Annotated in this window: 21 protein-coding genes and 1 riboswitch; of the genes, 10 read left to right on the top strand and 11 right to left on the bottom strand. The window is 72.4% G+C overall.

Translation table 11 applies throughout. The features are described 5' to 3' along the window. Nucleotides 1-178: 178 nt before the first annotated feature. The 6 genes from nagA to ELQ40_RS13385 are packed head-to-tail and all read right to left on the bottom strand — an operon-like array spanning nt 179 to nt 5,695. Nucleotides 179-1,330 (bottom strand): N-acetylglucosamine-6-phosphate deacetylase, encoded by a 1,152-nt coding sequence (gene nagA / locus ELQ40_RS13410; protein WP_127794138.1) that lies wholly within the window; start codon nt 1,328-1,330, stop codon nt 179-181. After that, a complete protein-coding gene (locus ELQ40_RS13405) occupies nt 1,327-2,115 on the bottom strand; it encodes a DeoR/GlpR family DNA-binding transcription regulator (protein ID WP_127794137.1) in 789 nt (262 codons plus the stop codon). Before ELQ40_RS13405 ends, nagA begins: the two co-directional genes overlap by 4 nt. After that, complete coding sequence (locus tag ELQ40_RS13400) at nt 2,112-2,960, bottom strand: class II fructose-bisphosphate aldolase (protein ID WP_127794136.1); 849 nt, start codon at nt 2,958-2,960, stop codon at nt 2,112-2,114. Before ELQ40_RS13400 ends, ELQ40_RS13405 begins: the two co-directional genes overlap by 4 nt. Continuing rightward, on the bottom strand, nt 2,957-3,895 hold the full coding sequence (locus tag ELQ40_RS13395; RefSeq protein ID WP_127794135.1) for a 1-phosphofructokinase family hexose kinase: 939 nt from the start codon (nt 3,893-3,895) through the stop codon (nt 2,957-2,959). The genes ELQ40_RS13400 and ELQ40_RS13395 overlap by 4 nt, the downstream gene beginning before the upstream one ends. Continuing rightward, complete coding sequence (locus ELQ40_RS13390; protein ID WP_127794134.1) at nt 3,892-4,812, bottom strand: ROK family protein; 921 nt, start codon at nt 4,810-4,812, stop codon at nt 3,892-3,894. The genes ELQ40_RS13395 and ELQ40_RS13390 overlap by 4 nt, the downstream gene beginning before the upstream one ends. 4 nt (nt 4,813-4,816) lie before the next feature. Next, nucleotides 4,817-5,695: an SIS domain-containing protein gene (locus tag ELQ40_RS13385; protein ID WP_127795307.1), complete on the bottom strand. Its 879-nt coding sequence runs from the start codon at nt 5,693-5,695 to the stop codon at nt 4,817-4,819. A gap of 356 nt (nt 5,696-6,051) precedes the next feature. On the opposite strand from ELQ40_RS13385, the gene ELQ40_RS13380 reads away from it, so the two are divergent. From ELQ40_RS13380 to ELQ40_RS13370, 3 genes are read left to right on the top strand one after another with little or no spacing between them, the layout of a single operon-like run. Further along, on the top strand, nt 6,052-7,302 hold the full coding sequence (locus ELQ40_RS13380; protein ID WP_127794133.1) for an extracellular solute-binding protein: 1,251 nt from the start codon (nt 6,052-6,054) through the stop codon (nt 7,300-7,302). A 40-nt stretch (nt 7,303-7,342) separates the two neighbouring features. Continuing rightward, nucleotides 7,343-8,329, top strand: coding sequence for a carbohydrate ABC transporter permease (locus ELQ40_RS13375; RefSeq protein WP_127794132.1), 987 nt, complete (start codon nt 7,343-7,345; stop codon nt 8,327-8,329). Between the two features lie 2 nt (nt 8,330-8,331). Next, nucleotides 8,332-9,231, top strand: coding sequence for a carbohydrate ABC transporter permease (locus tag ELQ40_RS13370; protein ID WP_205649346.1), 900 nt, complete (start codon nt 8,332-8,334; stop codon nt 9,229-9,231). A 170-nt stretch (nt 9,232-9,401) separates the two neighbouring features. Here ELQ40_RS13370 and ELQ40_RS13365 read toward each other — a convergent pair whose 3' ends face one another. Together ELQ40_RS13365 and ELQ40_RS13360 are read right to left on the bottom strand one after the other, a co-directional pair. Beyond that, complete coding sequence (locus tag ELQ40_RS13365) at nt 9,402-10,235, bottom strand: DUF559 domain-containing protein (RefSeq protein ID WP_164863592.1); 834 nt, start codon at nt 10,233-10,235, stop codon at nt 9,402-9,404. 229 nt (nt 10,236-10,464) lie between these two features. Then, a complete protein-coding gene (locus ELQ40_RS13360; RefSeq protein WP_164863591.1) occupies nt 10,465-12,054 on the bottom strand; it encodes a beta-N-acetylhexosaminidase in 1,590 nt (529 codons plus the stop codon). Between the two features lie 273 nt (nt 12,055-12,327). Next, a riboswitch (ZMP/ZTP riboswitch) is annotated at nt 12,328-12,409 on the top strand. Nucleotides 12,410-12,477: 68 nt separating this feature from the next. Here ELQ40_RS13360 and glyA point away from each other — a divergent pair. The 5 genes from glyA to ELQ40_RS13335 all read left to right on the top strand — a co-directional run bounded on the left by glyA (nt 12,478) and on the right by ELQ40_RS13335 (nt 18,484). After that, entirely contained in the window at nt 12,478-13,752 is a 1,275-nt protein-coding gene (gene glyA, locus ELQ40_RS13355; RefSeq protein ID WP_127794129.1) for a serine hydroxymethyltransferase, read from the top strand. A 17-nt stretch (nt 13,753-13,769) separates the two neighbouring features. Then, nucleotides 13,770-14,654, top strand: a complete 885-nt coding sequence (locus ELQ40_RS13350; protein ID WP_127794128.1) for a bifunctional methylenetetrahydrofolate dehydrogenase/methenyltetrahydrofolate cyclohydrolase — start codon at nt 13,770-13,772, stop codon at nt 14,652-14,654. Between the two features lie 164 nt (nt 14,655-14,818). Then, the gene (locus ELQ40_RS13345; protein WP_127794127.1) at nt 14,819-16,138 is read left to right on the top strand and encodes an acylneuraminate cytidylyltransferase; all 1,320 of its coding nucleotides are present in this window, start codon (nt 14,819-14,821) and stop codon (nt 16,136-16,138) included. A 1-nt stretch (nt 16,139) separates the two neighbouring features. After that, nucleotides 16,140-17,021: an N-acetylneuraminate synthase family protein gene (locus ELQ40_RS13340; RefSeq protein ID WP_127794126.1), complete on the top strand. Its 882-nt coding sequence runs from the start codon at nt 16,140-16,142 to the stop codon at nt 17,019-17,021. Next, a complete protein-coding gene (locus ELQ40_RS13335) occupies nt 17,018-18,484 on the top strand; it encodes a DUF6716 putative glycosyltransferase (protein ID WP_127794125.1) in 1,467 nt (488 codons plus the stop codon). Before ELQ40_RS13340 ends, ELQ40_RS13335 begins: the two co-directional genes overlap by 4 nt. On the opposite strand, the gene ELQ40_RS13330 is transcribed toward ELQ40_RS13335, so the two are convergent. Genes ELQ40_RS13330 through ELQ40_RS13320 form a run of 3 tightly spaced genes read right to left on the bottom strand, consistent with a single transcriptional unit; the run spans nt 18,446 to nt 20,767 of the window. Beyond that, nucleotides 18,446-18,907, bottom strand: coding sequence for an SRPBCC domain-containing protein (locus tag ELQ40_RS13330; RefSeq protein WP_127794124.1), 462 nt, complete (start codon nt 18,905-18,907; stop codon nt 18,446-18,448). The two genes, ELQ40_RS13335 and ELQ40_RS13330, sit on opposite strands and share 39 nt — an antisense overlap. 40 nt (nt 18,908-18,947) lie before the next feature. Next, a complete protein-coding gene (locus ELQ40_RS13325; RefSeq protein WP_127794123.1) occupies nt 18,948-19,502 on the bottom strand; it encodes a gamma carbonic anhydrase family protein in 555 nt (184 codons plus the stop codon). Then, nucleotides 19,499-20,767 (bottom strand): APC family permease, encoded by a 1,269-nt coding sequence (locus ELQ40_RS13320; protein WP_240665796.1) that lies wholly within the window; start codon nt 20,765-20,767, stop codon nt 19,499-19,501. Before ELQ40_RS13320 ends, ELQ40_RS13325 begins: the two co-directional genes overlap by 4 nt. Nucleotides 20,768-20,800: 33 nt before the next feature. Here ELQ40_RS13320 and ELQ40_RS13315 point away from each other — a divergent pair, with 33 nt between their 5' ends. Together ELQ40_RS13315 and ELQ40_RS13310 are read left to right on the top strand one after the other, a co-directional pair. Further along, the gene (locus tag ELQ40_RS13315) at nt 20,801-21,295 is read left to right on the top strand and encodes a YbaK/EbsC family protein (protein ID WP_127794122.1); all 495 of its coding nucleotides are present in this window, start codon (nt 20,801-20,803) and stop codon (nt 21,293-21,295) included. Further along, nucleotides 21,292-21,864 (top strand): GNAT family N-acetyltransferase, encoded by a 573-nt coding sequence (locus ELQ40_RS13310; protein WP_205649345.1) that lies wholly within the window; start codon nt 21,292-21,294, stop codon nt 21,862-21,864. Before ELQ40_RS13315 ends, ELQ40_RS13310 begins: the two co-directional genes overlap by 4 nt. Nucleotides 21,865-21,881: the final 17 nt, after the last annotated feature.

Genomic DNA, 21,881 nt, shown 5'->3' with positions numbered 1-21,881 from the left:
CGTGTGGGGCGTCACCCGGAGAAACCCGGTCCGATCGGCGCAGCGTGGGGGCGAGGCGCAGGTCGGGAGCCGGCCGGGTTCCGAGCGATGTCGGGGAACACACGGCTCGGGACCCGGCTGACGGCTCGCGTCCGAACTCGGCGCGGGGGATCAGCCGGCAGCGGTCAGCCGGCGGCGGTCAGCCCTGGCGCACGCCCGCGGCCCAGACCCCTTCGACCGCGAGGTCGTCGGAGAGCAGCACCGCGTCGGCGGCGTAGCCGCGGTCGAGTCGACCGAGGTCGCCGGCGCGCCCGATCGCCGCGGCGGGCGTCACGGTGAGCGCGTCGACGGCCTCGGCCAGGGGGATGCCGCTGTCGACGACCGCGCGTCGGAGCGCTTCGTCGAGCGTGAGCGTCGAACCCGCGATCGAACCCGTCTCGCGGAGCCGGGCGACGCCGTCGAGCACGACGACGTCGAGCGAACCGAGCACGTAGTCGCCGTCGGCATGGCCCGCGGCCGCCATGGCGTCGGTGATCATCGCGACGCGGCCCGGGGCGCCGCGGAACGCGAGGCGCACGACGTCGGGGTGCACGTGCACGCCGTCGTTCACGATCTCGAGGGTCACGTGGTCGGCGTGCATCGCCGCGACCACCGGTCCGGGAGCGCGGTGGTGGATGCCGTGCATCGCGTTGAACGCGTGGGTCAGGATGCTCGCGCCGGCGCCGAACGCTGCGAGCACGGTCTCGTAGTCGGCGCTCGTGTGCCCGACGGCGACCGCGACCCCGGCGTCGGAGAACTGCCGGATCGCGTCGATCGCGCCATCGTGCTCGGGCGCGATCGTGACCTGCCGGAGCGACCCGGCGGCCGCATCGAGGAGGCGGGCGACGGCGTCGGGGTCCGCCGTGCGAAGTGCGGCGGGATCGTGGGCGCCGCGGAAGCGCTCGTCGAGGAACGGGCCCTCGAGGTGCGAGCCGAGCACCCTGGGGTCGCGGGCCGCGACGGCCGCGACGGCCGCGAGCGTGCCGACGAGCCGGTCGATCGGCCCGGAGACCATCGAGCAGACCAGCCGGGTCGTGCCGTGCGCGGTGTGGACCTCGAGCAGCCGCTCGATGCCGGCCTCGCCGTCCTCGACGGCCGCGCCGCCGGCGCCGTGGCAGTGGATGTCGATGAACCCGGGCGTCAACCACCGACCGGCGGCATCCACCACGTCGTCGGCGTCGCCCGTCTCACGCCATCCGTCGCCGGTGCCGCGTGCCGTGACGACGTCGCCGTCGAAGCGGACCCACGAATCCTGCACGGCGTCGCCGCCGGAGACGAGACGGGCGGAGTGGATGACGGTGCTGCGGGTCACGACGCAACGATAACGTCGAAGCCGGCGTCGACGAGCCTCGAACGCTGCTCGGCCGTGCTCGCGGCATCCGTGATGACCGTCTGGAACAGTCGTCGTTCGCCGATCGCCGCGAAGGCGCGTCGGTCGAGCTTGGTGGAGTCGACGACGAGGACCGCGCGGGTCGCCCGCCGCGCCATGAGCGCGTTGACCGCCGCCTCGCGCTCGTCGTGCGAGGTGGGGCCGACGACGGTGTCGATGCCGTTGGCCCCGATGAACGCGAGGTCGAGGCTGATGTTGCCGAGCACGCCCTCGGCGTAGGAGCCGACCAGTTCGTACGAGCGGGCGTGCACCACGCCGCCCGTGACGACGGTCTTGATCTGCGGGCGCATCGCGAGCTGCATGGCGATGTTGATCGCGTTCGTCACGATGGTGAGACCCGGGTCGGATGCCGGCTCCATGATGTCGGCGCGCGACATCAGTTCGTCGGCGATCGCCGTGGCCGTCGTGCCGCCGCAGAGCCCGATGACCGCGCCGCGCGGCACGAGGGCGCTCGCCGCACGCGCGATGGCGGCCTTGGCCTCGGGGTTCTGCTGGTGCTTGTAGCGGATCGGGAGGTCGTAGGCGACCGAGTGCGCCACGGCGCCGCCGCGGGTGCGGGTCAGCAGCTGCTGCTGCGCGAGCGCGTCGAGGTCGCGTCGGGCGGTCGCGGGCGACACGCCGAGGCGCTCGACGATCTGCTCGACCTCGACCTGGCCGTCCTCGGCGAGCAGGTCGAGCACGGCGCTGAGGCGTTCGGCACGATTCATCCGTCGGTGTCCCTTCCGGCGAACAGCGAGAGGAGGCGGGCGGCTTCGACGGCGACCGCCTCGCGACCCGCGGCGAGGTACTTCCGCGAGTCTACGGTCGCCGGGTGGTCTGCGAGGTACTCCGTGATCGCGCCGGTGAACGCGGCGTTCAGGTGCGTCGAGACGTTCACCTTGACGATGCCGGCGCGGATGCCCAGCAGCAGGAGGTCGTCGGACACGCCCGAGGAACCGTGCAGCACGAGCGGAACGGGGACCGCGGCCCTCAGGCGCGCGATCAGGTCGAGGTCGATCCGGGCCGTGCGCTCGACCATGGCGTGCGATGAGCCGACGGCGACGGCGAGAGCGTCGACGCCCGTCTCGAGGACGAACCGCGCCGCCTCGGCGGGGTCGGTGCGGACGCCGGGGGCGTGCGCACCGTCCTTGCCGCCGATCTCGCCGAGTTCGGCCTCGACCGCGACCCCGGCGGCACGGCCCGCCTCGACGACGCGGCGGGTCGCCGCGACGTTCTCGTCGTACGGCAGCGCGGCGCCGTCGTACATCACCGAGCCGAACCCGAGGCCGATCGCCTGCAGCGCGAGGTCGAGCTCCTCGGCGTGGTCCAGGTGCACCGCGACGCGTGCCGGCGACGCCTCGCCGAGCCGCAGGGTGGCGGCCGCGATCGGTGCGAGCCCGCCGTGGTACTTCACGCAGTTCTCCGAGATCTGCAGGATCACCGGCAGTCCGGTGCGCTCGGCCGCGGCGACGAGCGCCTCGGCGGTCTCCAGGTGGAGCACGTTGAACGCGCCGACGGCGCGGCCCGCGGCGGATGCCTCGGCGAGCAGGTCTGCGGTGGGGGCGAGGGTCATCGGGGCTCCAGGATGATCTCGCGCTCCAGCGCGAGGTGGTCGGGGTGCAGGTCGCCGGCGAGCGGCATGAGCACGGCGGAGGCCGACCACGCGGCCGCGCGCGACGCCAAGGAGGCGAGGGCGGCCTGCCCGGCGGGCAGTGCGCCGGAGCGCCGGTCGGCGATGGCGGTGCAGATCGCGGCGACCGCCGCGTCGCCCGCGCCCGTGGCGTTCCCCTGGAGGGTCCGGCCGAGGCGCGCCGAGACGGCCCCGCCATCGGAGACGGCGATGAGTCCCTCGCTGCCGAGCGAGGCGACGACGAGTCGCGCCCCGAGCTCGACGAGTCCACGGGCCGCGCGCAGCGGATCGGTCTCGCCGGTCGCGACGAGGAGTTCCTCGCGGTTCGGCTTGACGGCGGCGGCACCGGCGCGCGCCGCGGCGAGCAGCGCCGGTCCCGCGACATCCGCCACCACGGGCACGCCGGCCGCGGTCAGGTCGGCGACGAGCGCGGCGACGTCGTCGGGCGAGACCCCCGGCGGCAGGCTGCCCGAGACGGCGACGACCTCGGCGTCGGCACCGTGCCGTCGCGCGGCGGCGAGCAGCTCGTCGCGCTCGACGGCGTCCAGCGGGCTGCCGAACTCGTTCAGCACCGTGGCCTCGCCGTCGCGCCGGTCGACGACGGCGACGCTGCGGCGCGTGGGGCCCGCCACGTCCAGGAGCCGGTGCGGGATGCCGCTCCGGCGCAGCTCCTCGGCGAACTCGTCGCCGGTCGCGCCGCCGCGCGTGGTGAGCGCGAGCACGTCGCGGCCCGCACCGTGCAGGACCCGGGCGACGTTCACCCCCTTCCCTCCGGCGCGCGCGACGCCGCGCTCCACCCGGTGGGTCGCCCCGGGGTCGAGTGCGGCGGTGTGCCAGGTCAGGTCGAGGGCCGGGTTCGGCGTGACGGTGAGGATCATGCCGCGGCATCCCTCGCCGCGAGCGCGGTGCCGAGCACCCCGGCGTCGTCGCCGAGCTCGGCGGGCACCAGCAGCGGTCGCCGGTGGAACGACAACAGGCCGTCCAGGCGCGCGGCCAGCGGGTCGAGCAGGTCGGCGCCCGCCTGCGCGAGGCCGCCGCCCACGACCACGACCTCCGGCGCCAGCAGCGCCGCGACCCGCGCGAGCTGTTCCGCGAGCGCCTCGACGGCGTCGTCCCAGACGCGCTGCGCGGACCCGTCGCCGGCGCGTGCGGCGGCGAGCACCTCCTTGGCGCCGGCGACCTCGATGCCCGTCGCCTCGCGGTAGCGACGCGCGATCGCGCTCGCCGACGCGATGGTCTCGAGGCATCCGACGGCACCGCACGGGCAGGGGTCGCCGTTCGGGTCGCTCAGCGTGTGTCCGAGTTCGCCGGCGTACCCGCCGGCCGTGAGCGGGCGGCCGTCGACGATCGATGCCGCGGCGATCCCGGTGCCGATGGCAACGAGGAACACGTTCGCGTGGCCGCGCGCGGCGCCGAGCCGGCGCTCGGCGATGCCGGCCGCGCGCACGTCGTGGCCGAAGGCGACCGGGAGTCCGACCGCCTCGGCGGCGAGGTCGCGGATCGGCGCGTCGCGCCAGCGCAGGTTGCTCGCGAACACGGCGATACCCGTCGAGTCGTCGACGAGGCCGGGCACGCTCACGCCCGCGGCGACGGGCGTCACGTCGGGGAACTCCTCGCGGTAGGCCGCGGCGAGCCTGGCGACGCCCGAGACGACGGCGCCGGCCGGGTCCGAGGCATCCGACACGGTGGCGGTGCGACGCAACCCGAGCACCCGGCCCCCGGCGTCGACCAGTGCGGACTTGGTGTCGGTGCCTCCCACGTCGAACGCGAGGACGGCCGGACCGGGCCCGAGCACGGTCTCAGCCCTCGAGGATCACGGAGCGGGTCAGGCTCCGCGGGTGGTCGGGGTCGAGGCCCTTGGCGGCGGCGCGGGCGAGCGCGACGCGCTGCGCGCGCACGAGTTCGGCCATCGGGTCGAGGCCCGCGTGCTCGAACCGCGCACCCGTGGCGGCGACATCCGCGGCGAGTCCCTCGGGTGCCTCGCCGAACTGCCAGGTGACCCGGCCGGGCGCCGCGATCGCGATCGGACCGTGGCGGTACTCCATCGAGGGGTACGACTCGGTCCACGACTGCGAGGCCTCGCGCATCTTGAGGGCGGCCTCCTGCGCGAGGCCGTAGCTCCAACCCGTGCCGAGGAAGCTGTACTGCTCGGCGCCGACGAGGTCGGAGTCCAGGTCTTCCGCCAGGGCCGTGCGGGCGTCGGCGATCGCCGGGCCTAGGTCCTCGCCGAGCGAGGCGCGGAACAGGGCCAGCGCGGTCGTCGCGAACCGGGTCTGCACGACCGACCGCTCATCGGCGAACGGCAGCGTCAGGGCATCGTCGACGAGTCCGACGAGCGGCGACTCGGGGTCGCCGATCACGCCGATCACCCGACCGCGGGCCCCGCGCTCGCGCAGTCGTCCGACGAGCCGGAGCACCTCCGAGGTGGTGCCGCTGCGGGTCAGTGCGACGACGGCGTCGTAGTCCCGGCCGAGCGGTGCCTCGGATGCCGCGAACACGTCGGTCTCGCCGTGGCCGCCCTGTTCGCGCAACCACGCGTAGGACTGCGCGATGAACCACGAGGTGCCGCATCCGACCACGGCGACGCGTGCGCCCCGCTCGGGAAGACGGGCGTGGAGCCCGGCGAGGCCGGCGGCGCGCTCCCAGGCCTCCGGCTGGCTCGCGAGCTCGATCGCCATGTGCGAGTCGAAGGCGGTGCGGTCGGTCACGGAGGGCTCCTCTGCGGTGGTCGGGCGAGCGGCGATGAATGATCGCATATGAAGCATATCTGGCAGAAACAATCAGTTCAATGATCGTTACCGAAGGAAGCGACTGATTGTCAGGAACCTGAACAAATTCTGGTAACGAAGTTGCCGGAGTGGTTGACGTGACGGTTCCGGCGGCATAGATTTCGACACCGGGTGAATGATTCTGATCGAATCACCCGAGAAACGTTCAGGAAACGTCACTGCGCGACAGTGGCGATCTGGACACCCGCACCGGTGCGAAGCAGCTGACGCTCGGTGCACCACCCACCAGAGTGAGGAAACAGCGAATGAAGAAGAGCATGCGCTTCGGTGCCGCGATCGCGCTCGCCGCGACCGCGTCCCTGACGCTCGCCTCGTGCGGGTTCGGCGGATCGTCCGGCGGCGGAGAGTCCGGCGGCGACGGCACGACCCTCGACCTGCTCGTCCCGAGCTACTCCGACAACACCCAGGCCCTCTGGGAGGACGTCGTCGACGGCTTCGAGTCCGAGAACCCCGACATCACCGTGAACCTCGAGGTGCAGTCCTGGGACAACCTCGAATCGGTCATCGCGACGAAGATCCAGGGCGACGAGGCACCCGACATCTACAACGGCGGGCCGTTCGCCGGCTTCGCCGCCGACGAGCTGCTCTACCCCGTCGAAGACGTCGTGAGCGCCGACACGCTCTCCGACTTCCAGGAGTCGTTCCTCGCCAACGCCGAGGTCGACGGCACCGCGTACGCGCTGCCGTTCATCGCCTCCGGGCGCGCGCTCTTCGTCAACAACGCGCTGCTCGAGCAGGCCGGCGTCGCAGCTCCCCCCACCACCTGGGACGAACTGCTGGATGCCGCCACCAAGGTCTCCGCGCTCGGCGGCGGCATCGCCGGCTACGGCATGCCCCTCGGTTCCGAGGAGGCGCAGGCCGAGGCGGCCGTCTGGCTGTGGGGCGGCGGCGGCACCTTCGGCGACGAGTCCGCGATCACCGTCGACGACCCGTCCAACCTGCCCGGCGCCGAGCAGATCAAGGCCATGATCGACGCGGGCGCCACGCAGGCCGACCCGGGCTCGACCGACCGGTCGCCGCTCATGGACATCTTCATCCAGGGCCAGATCGGCATGCAGGTCGGCCTCCCGCCGACCGTCGGCCAGATCGAGGAGGGCAACCCCGACCTCGACTACTCGATCGTCCCCATCCCCACGCAGGACGGCAGCCCCTTCACGCTCGGCGTCATGGACCAGCTGATGGCGTTCCAGAACGACGGCGACAAGCAGGAGGCGATCACCGCGTTCTTCGACTACTTCTACTCGTCCGACGTGTACGTGCCGTGGGTGCAGGCCGAGGGCTTCCTCCCCGTCACCAAGTCGGGCGCCGAGGCGCTCGGCGGCGAGGAGGCGCTCGCGCCGTTCCTCGACGTGCTGCCCGACGCGCAGTTCTACCCGAGCACGAACCCGCAGTGGTCGGCGGCCGACTCGGCCTTCAAGGCGCTGTTCGGCCAGATCCAGACGAAGCCGGCCCAGGACGTCCTCACGGAGATCCAGGCCCAGGTCGACGCGTCCTGATCGTCATGCACCACGGAGAGGGGTCGGTGAACCGCGACTCATGAGCACCACCACCGAGACCGAATCGACCCCGACGGGGGCGGCCGACGGCCGCCCCCGCTCCGGCGGGCGTCCGGGTCGGCGTTCCGGCACCGGCGAGCGCAAGCCCGGCGCGCGCGACCTCGCGCACGCCCTCCCGTGGATCGCGCCCGCGCTGATCCTCATCGCCGGCGTCGTGTTCTTCCCCGCCGGCGTCATGTTCTTCAATTCCACCCGCGACATCTCCATCTCGGGGGTCGACAAGGGCGGGGTCGGCTTCGACAACTACGTCGAGGTCTTCCAGTTCCCGTACTTCTGGCCGATCCTCGGCCGCACCATCGTGTGGGTCGTCGTCGTGGTCGCGATCACGGTCGTGCTGTCGCTGATCCTCGCGCAGATCCTCGACAAGGCGTTCCCCGGCCGGCGCATCGTCCGCCTCGTCGTGATCATCCCGTGGGCGGCATCCGTCGTCATGACGACGATGGTCGTCTACTACGGCCTCGAGCCGTATTTCGGCATCATCAACACGTTCCTCGTCGACATCGGCCTCGTCGACACCCCAGAGGGCTACGGCTGGACCAGGAACCCTGCCACCGCGTTCGCCTGGTCGATCGTGGTCGCGATCTTCGTGTCGCTGCCGTTCACGACGTACACGATCCTCGCCGGCCTCCAGACGGTCCCGGGCGATGTGCTCGAGGCCGCGAAGATGGACGGCGCCGGCCCCGTGCGCACCTACTTCGGCGTCGTGCTGCCGCAGCTGCGCAGCGCCCTGGCCGTCGCCGTGCTGATCAACATCATCAATGTCTTCAACTCGCTGCCGATCCTGCGGGTGATGACCGGCTCGATCCCGGGCTACGACGCCGACACGATCATGACGATGATCTTCAAGTACATGCAGAACCAGCACAAGATCGACGTCGCGAGCGCCCTCTCGGTCGTCGCCTTCGCGATCGTGATCGTGATCGTCGCCGTGTACGTCAGGGTCGTCAAGCCCATGAAGGAGGTCTGAGCATGGCCGTCACCGCTCCCGCCTTCGAGACGATCGCCCCGCCGCGTCGTCGGCGCCGCTACACCCAGGACCAGGTCAGCCTGCCGCGCGTGCTCCTGCGCATGTTCGCGGGCCTCATCGTCGTCGCGATCTTCATCCTCCCGTACACGATCATGTTCTTCGGCTCGGTGAAGACGAAGGCGCAGATCCGGTCGGTCGACCCGACGTACTTCCCGACCGAGTGGCACTGGGAGAACTACATCACGATGTGGTCGACCCCCGAGACGCCGCTCGTGCAGAACCTGATCTCGACGATCGTGATCTCAGTGTTCGCGACGCTGCTCGTGCTCGCCGTCGCGATGCCCGCCGCCTACTACACGGCCCGGTTCCGCTTCCCGGGCCGCATGGTGTTCCTCTTCCTCGTCATCGTGACGCAGATGCTGCAGCCCGCGGTGCTGACCTCGGGCCTGTTCCGGCAGTTCGTCGCACTCGGCCTGGTCGACACCTGGGCCGCGATGATCTTCATCAACGCCGCGTTCAACCTCTCGTTCGCGGTGTGGATCATGCACTCGTTCTTCGCCGGCGTACCGAAGGAGGTCGACGAGGCCGCGCAGCTCGACGGCGCGGGTCGGCTGACCGTGCTGTTCCGGATCAACCTGCCGCTCGTGTGGCCCGGCATCGTCACCGCGATCGTGTTCACCTTCGTCGCGTGCTGGAACGAGTTCGCCGCGTCGCTCGTGATCCTCTCGACCGCGGGCAACCAGCCGCTGTCGGTCGCGCTCACGAAGTTCGTCGGGCAGTACGAGACGAGCTGGCAGTACGTGTTCGGTGTCTCGATCGTCGCGATCATCCCCGTGGTGGTGCTGTTCATGCTGATCGAGAAGCGCCTCGTCGGCGGCCTCACGGCGGGCAGTGTGAAGTAGCGGGCACGTCCAGCTGGGAGGTGCCGGTTTCAGGAAAGCGGAGGCTGCTCAGGACGAATCCGGCGATTCGGTCCTGAGCAGCTTTCGAACTCCTGATTCGGTGGTCACGATCGGGTGCCGCGAGGTGTCCGGCGGCTCAGGCGACCGGGGTGTTCGGGCGAATGGGGTGCTCAGGCGACCAGGTGGGCGCCGATCGCGATCGCCTGGCGGATCTGCAGCTCCACGATCGGCCATTCGAACATGACCTGGTCGTAATCGAACCGCAGGACGGTGAAGCCCATCAGCGCGAGCCGCCGGTCCTGCGCGAGGTCCCGACGTCGACGCGTGCGGTCGCTGTGCGGTCCGAATCCGTCGATCTGGTAGGCGAGCCGCTCGCCGATCAGGCCGTCGACCGGATGCCCGTCGATCACGGCCTGCTGGCGAACCGGGATGCCGATACGCCGCAGCCGGACCGCAGGCAGGGTCTCGATCCCGGAATCCGACAACTCGGATGCTTCGGCTCGGACTCGTCGCGCTCGGTCGCTCCCGAGCGGCAACGCGCCGAGACGCTCCACCGAGACCTTGCCGAGCCGGATCGCCGATTCCCACACGACCAGCGCGTCATCGATCGGCCTGCATTCCGCGATATGCACCAGGGCGTCGTCGATCGGCTCGATCAGTTCGAAGCGGTGCGGCCGAATCGGGCCCGGGTTCCAGTGGATGACCGCGTCGCCCGCGTCGAACCGCGATGCATTGGGTGCGACGGCGAGGTGAAGGCGCTCGTCCGCGATCGTCCAGAGGCCGTGTTCGGCGGCCGCCGTCACACAGGCCAGCCTGCCGCTGACGGATGCCGCGCGCCGGAGCCGCCACGGAGCCGACCGGGTCGCGATCCACGAGCGACGCACGCGTTCGATGCGGCGTTCGTGCACGGCGAGCCGAATCGCGTACCTGGTGTATCCGGCGATCAGGGCCTCGTCCACGTGTCGGATGCCGCCACTCGTGGTCAGCCAGTCCTCGATTCGCATGCCCGATGCTCCCGCGGCCGGGTCGTGCCGGAGCCGCGTCGAACCGGGAGTCGGGTACTCGTCGCCCATCGCGGGCTGTGCAGAAGCAATTGGGCGCTCGGCCGTACCGGTTTCAGGAGATCGGAGGCTGCTCAGGACCGAACCTGCAGATCAGTCCTGAGCAGCCTCCGATCTCCTGAATTCGGCACGGGTCGACAGGTGAAGGGTGCGCGTGCGCGATGCGCGCGGGCTAACGCCAGTCGATCCCGCGGATGCGGTAGAACTCGACGCCCGCGGCATCCCAGTAGGGGGCGAGCCCGGCGACGCGCTCGACGAACGCCTCCTCGTCGCGCCCGCCCTCGACCCGCGGCGACCAGGCGATCTCGGCGATGCCGGTGATGCGCGGGAAGGCCATGAACTCGACGTCGTCCATGGTCCGCAGGGTCTCGGTCCAGATGGGGGCCTCGACGCCGAGGATGTCGGCCTCGCCGACGCCCGGCACGATGTCGGCGGGCTCCCATCCGTACGCCTCCTCGAGCGTCGTCGGACCCTTCGCCCATTGCAGGCCGATGTCCTGGCCGAGCGCGTTCTGCGGGTCCTCGACGTACTTCATGTCGAGGTAGGCGACGTCGGCGGGGGAGAAGATCACCCGGCCGCCCTGCTCGACGAACGACCGGGTGTCGGCGAGGGTTTCCGCCGCCGCGGCGGCCTCGTCGCCGGGGGCGCCCTCGGCGTCGTCGGTGGCGCCGACGAATCCCCAGTACTGGCCGATGGTGCCGGGCGGGAGGTTCCGGGAGGCCCCGATCTCGTGCCATCCGATCACGGTCTTGCCGGTCGCCGCGCCGGTCGCGGTGATCCGGTCGACGAGGTTCACGTAGTCCTCGGGGCTCGTCGCGTGCGATTCGTCGCCGCCGACGTGCAGCCAGGGGCCGGGCGTCATCGCTGCGACCTCGCCGAGCACGTCGGCGAGGAACCGGTCGGTGACCTCGGCCCGTTCGGGTGAGGCGCACAGCGAACTGAAGCCGACCTCGATGCCGTGGTACGGCTCGGTCGCGACACCGTCGCAGTTGAGTTCCGGGACCGAGCTCAGCGCGGCGTTGGTGTGGCCCGGCAGGTCGATCTCGGGAACGACGGTGACCGAACGCGCGGCCGCGTACTCGACGATCCGGCGGTAGTCGTCCTTGGTGTAATAGCCGCCCTCGTCGTGCCAGACGGCGGTCTGCCCGCCGAGGTCGGTGAGCTGCGGCCAGGCGTCGATGCGGATGCGCCAGCCCTGGTCGTCGGTGAGGTGGAGGTGCAGCACGTTGAACTTCAGGAACGCGATCGCGTCGATGTACGACAGCACGTCGTCGACGGGCATGAAGTGGCGGGCGACGTCGAGCGACGCCCCGCGGTAGGCGAATCGCGGGCGGTCGTCGACGGACGCCGCGACGGCGGCGAAGCCGTCGGCGGGTGCCGGGGTCCGACCCGAGGCATCCGGCGGCAGCAGTTGCAGCAGCGACTGGGTGCCGCGGAAGAGCCCCGAGGCGGCGTCGGCCTCGATGCGGGCGCCGTCGGCACCGGTCTCGAGCGTGTACGCGTCGGCGGCGGGGTCGGTCGTCGACTCGCCGGCGGATGCCCCGCGCACGACCAGGACGATGTCGGATGCCCCTCCCTCCATGCCGTCGACGACGGGCAGGTCGTATCCGGTTCCGCCGCGGAGGCGATCGGCGAGGAGCTCGGCGATCGCGGCGGCGCCGTCGCCGGACGCGACGAGCTTCGTGTCGCCGGCGAGTCGGAACGGCGTGTCATCGGGGCGGTACTCGGCGGATGCGGGGAGCGGGACGATTCCGGTGGTCATGGGGGAACCATTCTGTGGTGCGGTCCAGGTGCAGGCGGTGAGCATGACTCCGAGGGTGCCGATGGTCGCGAGGGCGGCCACGGTCGCGGTCGCTCGTCGATTCCGGTCGGGCGGGGTCGAGCGGGTCGTGCGTCGTCGCATGCGGTGTCCTCAGGGCAGGAGCTGGAAGGGCAGGAACTGGAGGGCAGGAACTGGAAGGAAGGGATCTTTACCAAGAGCATCCCACGATCGCCGCCATTCGGACAGTGCCCGGCGCCGATCCGTTGCTAGGGTGGTACCCGTCGCGACTGGCGTTGAGATGGGTGCCCATCGGGGAGCGACTGGTACGGACCGACCGCACGCCTGGGCCGGTACGCGAACCTCGTCGCGAGTCGCGCGAGGCAGCATCTCTTGGTCCGTCCCACCTGCTCAAAGGAGCCAGCCTTGGCCGAATCGGTCTTCAACCAGCCGCTGTCCGTCGTCGATCCCGAGATCGCGGAGGTCCTCGAACTCGAGCTGGGCCGCCAGCGCGACTACCTCGAGATGATCGCGAGCGAGAACTTCGTGCCCGTCTCGGTCCTGCAGTCGCAGGGCTCGGTGCTCACCAACAAGTACGCCGAGGGGTACCCCGGCCGTCGCTACTACGGCGGCTGCGAGTACGTCGACGTCGCCGAGAACCTCGCGATCGAGCGCGCGAAGTCGCTCTTCGGGTCGCAGTTCGCGAACGTCCAGCCCCACTCCGGCGCCTCCGCGAACGCGGCCGTGCTCTCGGCCATCGCGACGCCCGGCGACACCATCCTCGGCCTCGAGCTCGCACACGGCGGCCACCTCACGCACGGCATGCGCCTGAACTTCTCGGGCAAGCTGTACAACGCCGTCGCGTACGGCGTCGACCCCGAGTCGTTCCGCGTCGACATGGACCGGGTGCGCGACGCCGCCCTCGAGCACAAGCCGCAGGTGCTCATCGCCGGCTGGTCGGCGTACCCGCGCCACCTCGACTTCGAGGCGTTCCGGGCGATCGCCGACGAGGTCGGCGCCAAGCTCTGGGTCGACATGGCGCACTTCGCCGGCCTCGTCGCCGCGGGCCTGCACCCCTCGCCCGTGCCCTACGCCGACGTCGTGTCGTCGACCGTGCACAAGACGATCGGCGGCCCGCGCTCGGGCTTCATCCTGACCAACGACGCCGACCTGCAGAAGAAGCTGAACTCGAACGTGTTCCCGGGCCAGCAGGGCGGCCCGCTCATGCACGTCATCGCGGCGAAGGCCACCGCGTTCAAGATCGCCGCGTCCGAGGAGTTCACGGACCGCCAGGAGCGCACGCTGCGCGGCGCCGCGATCCTCGCGGACCGCCTCACCGCCGACGACACCCGCGCCGCCGGCGTGGACGTGCTCACGGGCGGCACCGACGTGCACCTCGTGCTCGCCGACCTCCGCAACAGCGAGATCGACGGCAAGCAGGCCGAGGACCTGCTGCACGAAGCGCTCATCACGGTGAACCGCAACGCGGTGCCGTTCGACCCGCGCCCGCCGATGGTCACCTCCGGCCTGCGCATCGGCACGCCCGCCCTTGCGACCCGTGGCTTCGGCGACGCCGAGTTCACCGAGGTCGCCGACATCATCGCCGAGACGCTCAAGGGCGGCGCCGACCTTCCGGCGCTGCGCGCCCGGGTCGAGGCGCTCACCGGTCGGTTCCCGCTGTACCCCGGCCTCGAGCAGTAGGGCGAGGGGAGACCCGCATGACCGCGGTGAAGTTGGACGGCGTCGCGACCGCGTCGGCCGTGAAGTCGGAACTCGCCGATCGCATCGCGCACCTGCGTGCGCACGGCGTGGTGCCCGGGCTCGGCACGTTGCTGGTCGGCGACGACCCGGGCTCGAAGTCGTACGTCGCGGGCAAGCACCGCGACTGCGCCGAGGTCGGCATCGAGTCGATCCGCGTCGACCTGCCGTCGTCGGCCACGCAGGCCGACGTGCTCGCGGCGATCCGCGACCTGAACCAGGCTCGCGAGGTGACGGGGTACATCGTGCAGCTCCCGTTGCCCGCCGGGCTCGACGAGCACGCGGCGCTCGAGGCGATCGATCCGTCGAAGGACGCCGACGGACTGCACCCGACGAACCTCGGTCGACTCGTGCTCGGCATCGAGGGCGAGCTGCGGTCGCCGCTGCCGTGCACGCCGGCGGGCATCGTCGAGATGCTGCGCCGGTACGACGTGCCGATCCGCGGGCAGCACGTGACGGTGATCGGCCGCGGGTTGACGGTCGGTCGGCCGCTGGGGCTGCTCTTCACGCGCAAGGGCCTCGACGCGACGGTCACGCTCACGCATTCGCGCACGACCGACCTGGCCGCCGAGGTGCGCCGGGCCGACATCGTCGTGGCCGCGGTCGGCGTGCCGCACCTCGTGCAGGCGGACTGGGTCAAGCCGGGCGCTGCGGTGCTCGACGTCGGCATCACCCGGGTGCAGGACGAGGAGACCGGCAAGGGCCGGCTCACGGGCGACGTCGACCCGGCCGTGGCCGAGGTGGCCGGGTTCCTGTCGCCGAACCCGGGCGGGGTCGGCCCGATGACCCGGGCGATGCTGCTGGCGAACGTCGTGAAGGCGGCGGAACTGCAGCTGGCCGGCTGAGAGCGGGCGGCGCACCGTCGGCGCACGACCGCTGATCGGATGCCCCGGGCTCGCGCACCGCGCGGGCACCGGGGCATCCGTCGTCGCGCCCCGTCCACCGGGCGCCCCCGGAGCGTTCACCGTCGCGCCACCGTCGGGTCACGTCGCCGACGTAGCGTGCCCGCATGGCCCGAATCGATCCCCGTCTGCGCGGTACCGCGGTCGCCGTGATCCCGGCGCGCGGCGGGTCGAAGGGCCTGCCGGGCAAGAACGTCATGCGCGTCGGCGGCGTGCCGCTCGTGGCGCGCGCGGTCGCGGCCGCCAGGGCTGCCGAGACGATCGGCCGCGTCGTGGTGTCGACCGACGACGACGAGATCGCCCGGGTCGCCCGGGCCGCCGGCGCCGAGATCGTCGACCGGCCGGCCGCGCTGTCGGGCGACACGGCGACGAGCGAGTCCGCGCTGCTGCACGCGCTGGGCGCGCTGCATCCCGAACCAGCCGCCGATGCGGCGCACAGCCACGACGACGGGCCCACCGCGGCTCGGGGGAACCCGCGGGGCGAGGCACCCGTCGTCGTGTTCATCCAGGCGACGAGCCCGTTCGTCGACCCGTCCGACCTCGACGCCGCGGTCGCGAGGGTCGCGACCGGCGACGTCGACAGCGTGTTCTCGGCCGTTCCGAACCACGCGTTCCTGTGGCGCGAGGTCGAGGCGAGCGAGCGGGCTGGGTTCGCGGCCGGCGCCATCGGCGTGAACCACGACGCTGCCGTGCGGCTTCGCCGGCAGGAGCGCCAGCCGGAGTTCCGTGAGACCGGCGCGTTCTACGCGATGCGCACGGCGGGGTTCCGTGCGGCGGGCCACCGCTTCTTCGGGCGCGTCGGCGTGCAGCTCGTGCCGGAGCTGCACGGGGTCGAGATCGATACGGCGGCCGACCTCGTCGTCGCGCAGGCGCTCGCCAACCTCATCGACGGCGCGTCGCACGGCGTCGACGTGGACGCGGTCGTGACCGACTTCGACGGCGTGCACACCGACGACACCGCGATCGTCGGCGAGGCGGGCGTCGAGTTCGTGCGCGTGAGCCGCAGCGACGGGGCCGGTGTCGCGCGGCTGCGCGAGGCGGGCGTGCCGGTGCTCATCCTCTCGGCGGAGACGCATCCGGTCGTCTCGGCCCGCGCGGCGAAGCTCGGCGTCGAGGTGCGCCAGGGCGTCGCCGACAAGGGAGCCGCGCTGCGCGAGTGGGCGGTGGAACAGGGCATCGCGCTCGATCGCATCGCCTACGTCGGCAACGACCGCGGCGACCTGCCGGCGCTCGAGATCGTCGGCTGGCCCATCGCGGTCGCCGACGCGATCCCCGACGTGCACCGGGTCGCGCGGGTCGTGCTGCAGCGCCGCGGCGGGGCCGGCGCGGTCCGCGAACTCGCCGACGCCGTGCTCGCGGCCCGGGCCGCCGCAGCATCCGGGGACGCGAATCGCCCCACCTACGCCACCGCCATCGAAGGAGCCTGACATGTCCGTCCGCATCGGTCGCCACGAGGTCGGCGCAGGCCGACCCGCCTACGTCATCGCCGAGATCGGCCTGAACCACAACGGCGACGTCGAGATCGCGAAGCGCCTGATCGACGTCGCGGCGGCGGCGGGATGCCAGGCCGTGAAGTTCCAGAAGCGCACGCCGGAGCTCGCGACGCCCGAGCACATGAAGGACGTCCCGCGCGAGACGCCGTGGGGCACCATGAGCTACCTCGACTACCGTCGCCGGGTCGAGTTCGGCCGCGACGAGTACCTCGAGGTCGCGCGCCACGCCGACCTGTCGGGCCTCGACTGGTTCGCGTCGCCGTGGGACGAGCCGTCGGTCGCGTTCCTCGAGGAGGTCGGTGCGGCCGCGCACAAGATCGCGTCGGCCTCGGTGACCGACCTGCCGCTGCTCGACGCCGTCGCCGCGACCGGCAAGCCGGTGATCCTCTCGACGGGCATGTCGACGATCGCCGAGATCGACGCCGCGGTCGAGGCGCTCGGCGGCACCGGCACCGGTCGCCTGGTGATGCTGCACGCGACCAGCAGCTACCCGATGCCGCACGAGGAGGCGAACCTCCGCACGATCCACACGCTGCGCGAACGCTACGCCGGGGTGCCGATCGGGTACTCGGGCCACGAGCGCGGCCTGCAGATCTCGCTCGCCGCCGTCGCGCTCGGCGCCGTCGCGGTCGAACGCCACATCACGCTCGACCGCACGATGTGGGGCAGCGACCACTCGGCGTCGCTCGAGCCGCAGGGCCTCGAGCACCTCGTGCGGGACATCCGCATCATCGAGGAGGCGATGGGCGACGGCGTGAAGCGCGTCTTCCCGGGGGAGCTCGCCCCGAAGGCGAAGCTGCGCCGGGTGCTCGTGTGACCGAACGGTCGACGCCGGAACCGGCGGATGCCGCGTCGGCGGCTGGCGTGGCGCCGGATGCCGCGTCGCGGCACCTGCTCGTCGTGGGCGACACCGACTCGTACCTGAAGTGGGGCGCCGCGCTCGCGACCCGGCTTCCCGCCGGGTGGCGCAGCGACCTCGCGATCCTCGCGACCGACGTCCGGCCGAGCGCCAGGCAGCTCGCGGCCGCGCTGACGGGCACGAGGTGGGCGACGGACGCCCCGCACCGCGTGCACCTCGCCGACCTCGCCGCGCTCGTCGCCGAACTTCGCCCCGACGCCGTGCTGCTCGCGCTGCGCGGCCCGCTGGTGCGGGTCGTGGCACCGCACCTGCACGCGCTGCCCGACCGCCCGGTGCTCGTGTCCGGGTTTCCCGGCCTGACGATCCCTGCGGTGCCGAAGGCGACGATCTACCGCGAGCAGGTCGACCTCGTCGTGCTGCACAGCCGGCGTGAGGTGCGCGACTTCACCGGGGTCGCACAGGCGCTGCCCCAGCGGCCGCGCTTCGCGCTCGGCACGCTGCCGTTCCTCGCCGACGCGGCGGCGGCTTCCGCGGCAGCAGCGGCGCCCGCGACCGGCTCCATGCGAGGGCCCGAGGCATCCGACATCGTGTTCGCGGTGCAGGCGAAGGTGCCGGCCACGCGTGACGAACGGGTCGCGCTGGTCGGCATCCTCGGCGAGACGGCCCGGCGCAACCCGTCGCGGCGGGTGGTCGTCAAGGTGCGCGCGCGGGCCGGCGAGGCGCAGACGCACCTCGAGGAGTTCGACCTCGGCGAGCTCATCGCCGACCCGGCGGTGCACCGCGAACTCGGCTTCACGCTTCCCGCGAACCTCGTGATCGAGGACGGGCCGATGGCCGCCCACCTCGCGCGCGCCGCCGCGCTCGTGACGGTGAGTTCGACGGCCGTGCTCGAGGCGATCGCGGCCGGGGTGCCCGCGCTCCTGCTCGACGACTTCGGCATCGGGCCGAAGCAGATCAACGTGGTGTTCGCCGGGAGCGGGTTGTTCGGCGACGGAGCGGCGCTCGCCGCGGGCGACTGGCGGTTGCCCGAACCGGCCTGGCTCGACGACAACTACTTCCATCCCGCATCCGACGACGACTGGCTCGTAGCGCTCGACGAGCTGATCGTCGAGCGCACCGCCGCGCCGCTGCCCGCGCTCGAGCGCCGGCACAACCTCACGGGCGGCGCTCTGCGCCGCGCGTTCGAGCGACGCAAGATGCTCGGAAGCGAAGACCGCGAACCGCTCGGCACGGTCGCGATGGCGTTCGCGATCCCGGCCCGCGGCGCGGTGCGCGCCGTGCGGCGGGCGCGGCGGGTGCTCGCGGGCGGTGCCGGTGACGTCGGTGCCGCGGTGCAGCCGGTGAGATCGTCGACCGGGCTCGGTCGCGCACCGGAGGCTCGCTCAGCGCTCGAGGTGGCCGGCCAGGTTCACGAGCGATGAGGTGATGCCCTCGGCGTGGTCGCGCGCGCCGATGCCCGAGGGGACGCCCTCGGCACGCACCTCCACGACGGTACCGTCGCCGACGCTGCGCAGCGTCCAGGTCATCCGCATCGTGCCGTGGAACGCGGGGTCGTCGGAGACGAACTCGACCTCCTGCACGATGCGTTCGCCCGGGTCGATCCGGACGATGCGGACGTCGGAGACATCCTCGTCGGCGGACGACTTGCCCGGGGCATCCGTCGCGTCGTCGTAGGTGAGCACCATGCGGAATCCGCCGCCGGTGCGCATGTCGAATCGCTCGAACCGTCCGTGCATACCCGCGGGCGGCAGCCATGCCGCGAGCGCGTCCGCGTCGGTGAGTGCGGCGAACACGGCGTCGGGGGCCGCGTGCACGAGCAGGCTCGCCGAGTCGGTTCGGGTCATGGCAGCGTCGGCTCCCGCCTCCGCCTCGGGCCGGTCGCCGTCACGGCCGGTCTCCGGTACGGCCCAGGGACGTCGCGTGCAGGTCGCGGTGCGCGAGGTAGGCGCCCGCGTTGCGGCGGATGCCGTCGCGCTCGGCGTCGGTGAGTTCGCGGCGGACCTTGGCCGGAACGCCGGCGACGAGTGACCAGGGCGGCACGACCGTGCCTTCGAGCACGACCGCGCCCGCGGCCACCAGCGAGCCCTCGCCGATGACCGCGCCGTTGAGCACGGTCGCGCTCATGCCGATGAGGCAGTCCGCCTCGATCGTGCAACCGTGCAGCACCGCGGCGTGGCCGACCGAGACGCCGGGACCGATCGTCAGCGGGAACCCCTGGTCGACGTGGCAGACGACCGCGTCCTGGAGGTTCGAGCCCTCGCCCAGCACGATCGGCGCGGCCTCGGCGCGCAGGACCGAGTTGTACCAGACGCTCGAACCGGCCTCGAGGCGCACGTCGCCGACGATGACGGCGCCCGGCGCCACGAAGGCCGAGCCGTCGATCGCGGGGGCGGGGCGACCTTCGAGGGGGATGATCCGGGCGGCGGCGTCGGCACTCATGCCGCAAGCCTACGTCGACGTCCGAGCACCAGCAGCCGGATGCCCGCCCCGACGGCGAACACGCCGACGCCGCCGACGACGGACTGCCACGGCAGGGCGGCGACGAGTGCGAGGCACCCGATCGCACCGGCCGCGGACGCCCAGCGGGGGAGCCGTCTCTCGGGCGCGGGCTGCCGGAGCGCTGCGAGGTTGGCGACGAGGTAGTAGCCGAGCACTCCGAAGCTCGAGAACCCGATCACCGATCGAAGGTCGCCGATGAGGAGGAGCGCGGCGACGCCGACGCCCACCGAGACGGAGGCTGCCCACGGCACCCCGAAGCGCGTGGACACCCGTGCGAGCGGGGCCGGCAGTTCGCGGTCGCGGGCCATGGCGAGCGAGGTGCGACCGATGCCCGCGACCAGGGCCAGGAGCGCACCGACGGATGCCGCGCCGGCCGCGACCTGGACGAGCGGGACCGCGGCGGGCCACCCCACGAGGCGCACGACGTCGGCGAGCGGCTCATCGGCGTCGGCGAGGTGCGGCGCCCCGAGCGCGGCGAGCAGCGTGACGCCGACCCCGGCGTAGAGCACGACGACCACGGCGAAGGCGATCGCGATCGCGCGCGGGATCGTCCGCGCGGGATCCACGACCTCCTCGCCGAGCGTCGCGATGCGCGCGTACCCCGCGAACGCGAAGAAGCAGAGCCCGGCCGCCTGGAGCACGCCGTACGGCGTGGGCTCGATCGTCGCCGTCGCCGTCGCCGTCGCCCCGTCGCCCTCCGCGGCCAGCGCGATTCCCGCGGCGATCACGACCGCGAGCACCGCGCCGACCGCGATCACGATGACCGCCGCGACGCGGGCGGTGCGCGTGATGCCGACCAGGTCGACGCCGACGACGACCGCGACCACGGCGAGGGCGATCGGGCGCTCCCATCCGGCCGGTGCCAGGTACTCCGCCGCGGTCAGGGCCATCGCCGCGCAACTCGCGGTCTTCCCGATCACGAACCCCCACCCGGCGAGGAACCCGGGCCAGGCGCCGAGCAACTCGCGTCCGTACCGGTACGCGCCCCCGGACTCCGGGTACCGGGCTGCGAGCTGCGCCGTCGATCCGACATTCGCGAGCGCGACGAGCGCCGCGATGCTGAGTCCCACGAGCAGGAGCTCGCCGGCGACCGCGGCGGCGGGAGCCCACACGGCGAACACGCCCGCCCCCACCATCGACGCGATGCCGATCGCCGCCGCTCCACCGAGCCCGAGACGGCGGGCGGGCGCGTGCTCCGTGTCCACCCGCGCATCGTAGCCGCTCGATACGATCGGGGGATGACCATGCCCTCCCACGCCGCCGTCGACCGTGTCGCCGAGGCCCTGCGCGCCGCGGGCGTCGAGCCGCGCATCACCTGGTTCGACGGCGCCGTGACGACCGCGCAGCTGGCCGCCGACGCGCTCGGCATCGAGGTCGGCCAGATCGCCAACTCGCTCGTCTTCACCATCGACGACGAGCCGATCCTTGTGCTCACCTCGGGATCGCATCGCGTCGACACCGGGTGGCTCGGAGAGCAGCTCGGCGGCACCATCCGTCGCGCTTCGAAAGAGGTCGTGAAAGCGGCGACCGGCCAGGTGATCGGCGGCGTCGCGCCCGTCGGCCATCTGTCGCCCATGCGCACGGTCGTCGACGTCGCGCTCGCCGACTACGAGGTAGTCTGGGCCGCCGCCGGGCACGCGAAGACCGTGTTCCCGACCACGTTCGACGAGCTGGTGCGCCTCACGGGCGGCACGCCGAGCGAGGTCGAGCCGGGGCTGGAGGCATCGGCGTGACCTCGCCCGGCGTGGCCTGGCCGCGACGTGCCGGCGTGCTCGAGCTGCGCACGCCGACGCGCGAGCTGCTCGAGGAGGTGCTCGTGTGGCGCAACCGGCCCGAGGTCGTCCGCTGGCTGCTGCGCACGACGGTCGACCCCGAGACCTTCATCCGGGTCTGGCTCGAGGATGTCGGGGAGCCCGACCACCACACCGCCGTCGCCGTCCTCGACGGCACCGTCGTCGGGACGGGCTCGCTTCGCGTGCACGACGGCATCGGGCAGTTCGACGGCGATGCGTGGCGCCGGTCGGAGGCCGAGCTCGGCTACCTGATCGCTCCGGCGTACGCCGGCAAGGGCTACGCCACCGCCATCGCCCGAACGCTGCTCGAACTCGCGTTCGACGAGCTCGGGCTGCACCGCGTGACGGCCGGATGCTTCGCCGACAACGTCGCGTCGTGGCGGGTGATGGAGCGACTCGGCATGCGCCGCGAGCAGCACGGCGTTCGTGACTCCTGGCACGCCGAGCTCGGTTGGGTCGACGGCGTCACCTACGCGATCCTCGCGGAGGAGTGGGCGACGGCGAAGTGACCGCACGCCGCACACCG

The organism is Agromyces sp. LHK192, assembly GCF_004006235.1.
GTDB lineage: Bacteria > Actinomycetota > Actinomycetes > Actinomycetales > Microbacteriaceae > Agromyces.
Note: the sequence above shows the minus strand (reverse complement) of the source record. Positions and strands in the feature narration are given on the sequence as shown.

Excerpts from the sequence above, each read along its gene's own strand:
- ELQ40_RS13405 (WP_127794137.1), bottom strand. The coding sequence starts at position 2,115 with ATGAATCGTGCCGAACGCCTCAGCGCCGTGCTCGACCTGCTCGCCGAG.
- ELQ40_RS13400 (WP_127794136.1), bottom strand. The coding sequence starts at position 2,960 with ATGACCCTCGCCCCCACCGCAGACCTGCTCGCCGAGGCATCCGCCGCG.
- ELQ40_RS13395 (WP_127794135.1), bottom strand. The coding sequence starts at position 3,895 with ATGATCCTCACCGTCACGCCGAACCCGGCCCTCGACCTGACCTGGCAC.
- ELQ40_RS13385 (WP_127795307.1), bottom strand. The coding sequence starts at position 5,695 with ATGGCGATCGAGCTCGCGAGCCAGCCGGAGGCCTGGGAGCGCGCCGCC.
- ELQ40_RS13380 (WP_127794133.1), top strand. The coding sequence starts at position 6,052 with ATGAAGAAGAGCATGCGCTTCGGTGCCGCGATCGCGCTCGCCGCGACC.
- ELQ40_RS13375 (WP_127794132.1), top strand. The coding sequence starts at position 7,343 with ATGAGCACCACCACCGAGACCGAATCGACCCCGACGGGGGCGGCCGAC.
- ELQ40_RS13370 (WP_205649346.1), top strand. The coding sequence starts at position 8,332 with ATGGCCGTCACCGCTCCCGCCTTCGAGACGATCGCCCCGCCGCGTCGT.
- ELQ40_RS13365 (WP_164863592.1), bottom strand. The coding sequence starts at position 10,235 with ATGCGAATCGAGGACTGGCTGACCACGAGTGGCGGCATCCGACACGTG.
- ELQ40_RS13360 (WP_164863591.1), bottom strand. The coding sequence starts at position 12,054 with ATGACCACCGGAATCGTCCCGCTCCCCGCATCCGCCGAGTACCGCCCC.
- ELQ40_RS13350 (WP_127794128.1), top strand. The coding sequence starts at position 13,770 with ATGACCGCGGTGAAGTTGGACGGCGTCGCGACCGCGTCGGCCGTGAAG.
- ELQ40_RS13345 (WP_127794127.1), top strand. The coding sequence starts at position 14,819 with ATGGCCCGAATCGATCCCCGTCTGCGCGGTACCGCGGTCGCCGTGATC.
- ELQ40_RS13340 (WP_127794126.1), top strand. The coding sequence starts at position 16,140 with ATGTCCGTCCGCATCGGTCGCCACGAGGTCGGCGCAGGCCGACCCGCC.
- ELQ40_RS13330 (WP_127794124.1), bottom strand. The coding sequence starts at position 18,907 with ATGACCCGAACCGACTCGGCGAGCCTGCTCGTGCACGCGGCCCCCGAC.
- ELQ40_RS13325 (WP_127794123.1), bottom strand. The coding sequence starts at position 19,502 with ATGAGTGCCGACGCCGCCGCCCGGATCATCCCCCTCGAAGGTCGCCCC.
- ELQ40_RS13315 (WP_127794122.1), top strand. The coding sequence starts at position 20,801 with ATGACCATGCCCTCCCACGCCGCCGTCGACCGTGTCGCCGAGGCCCTG.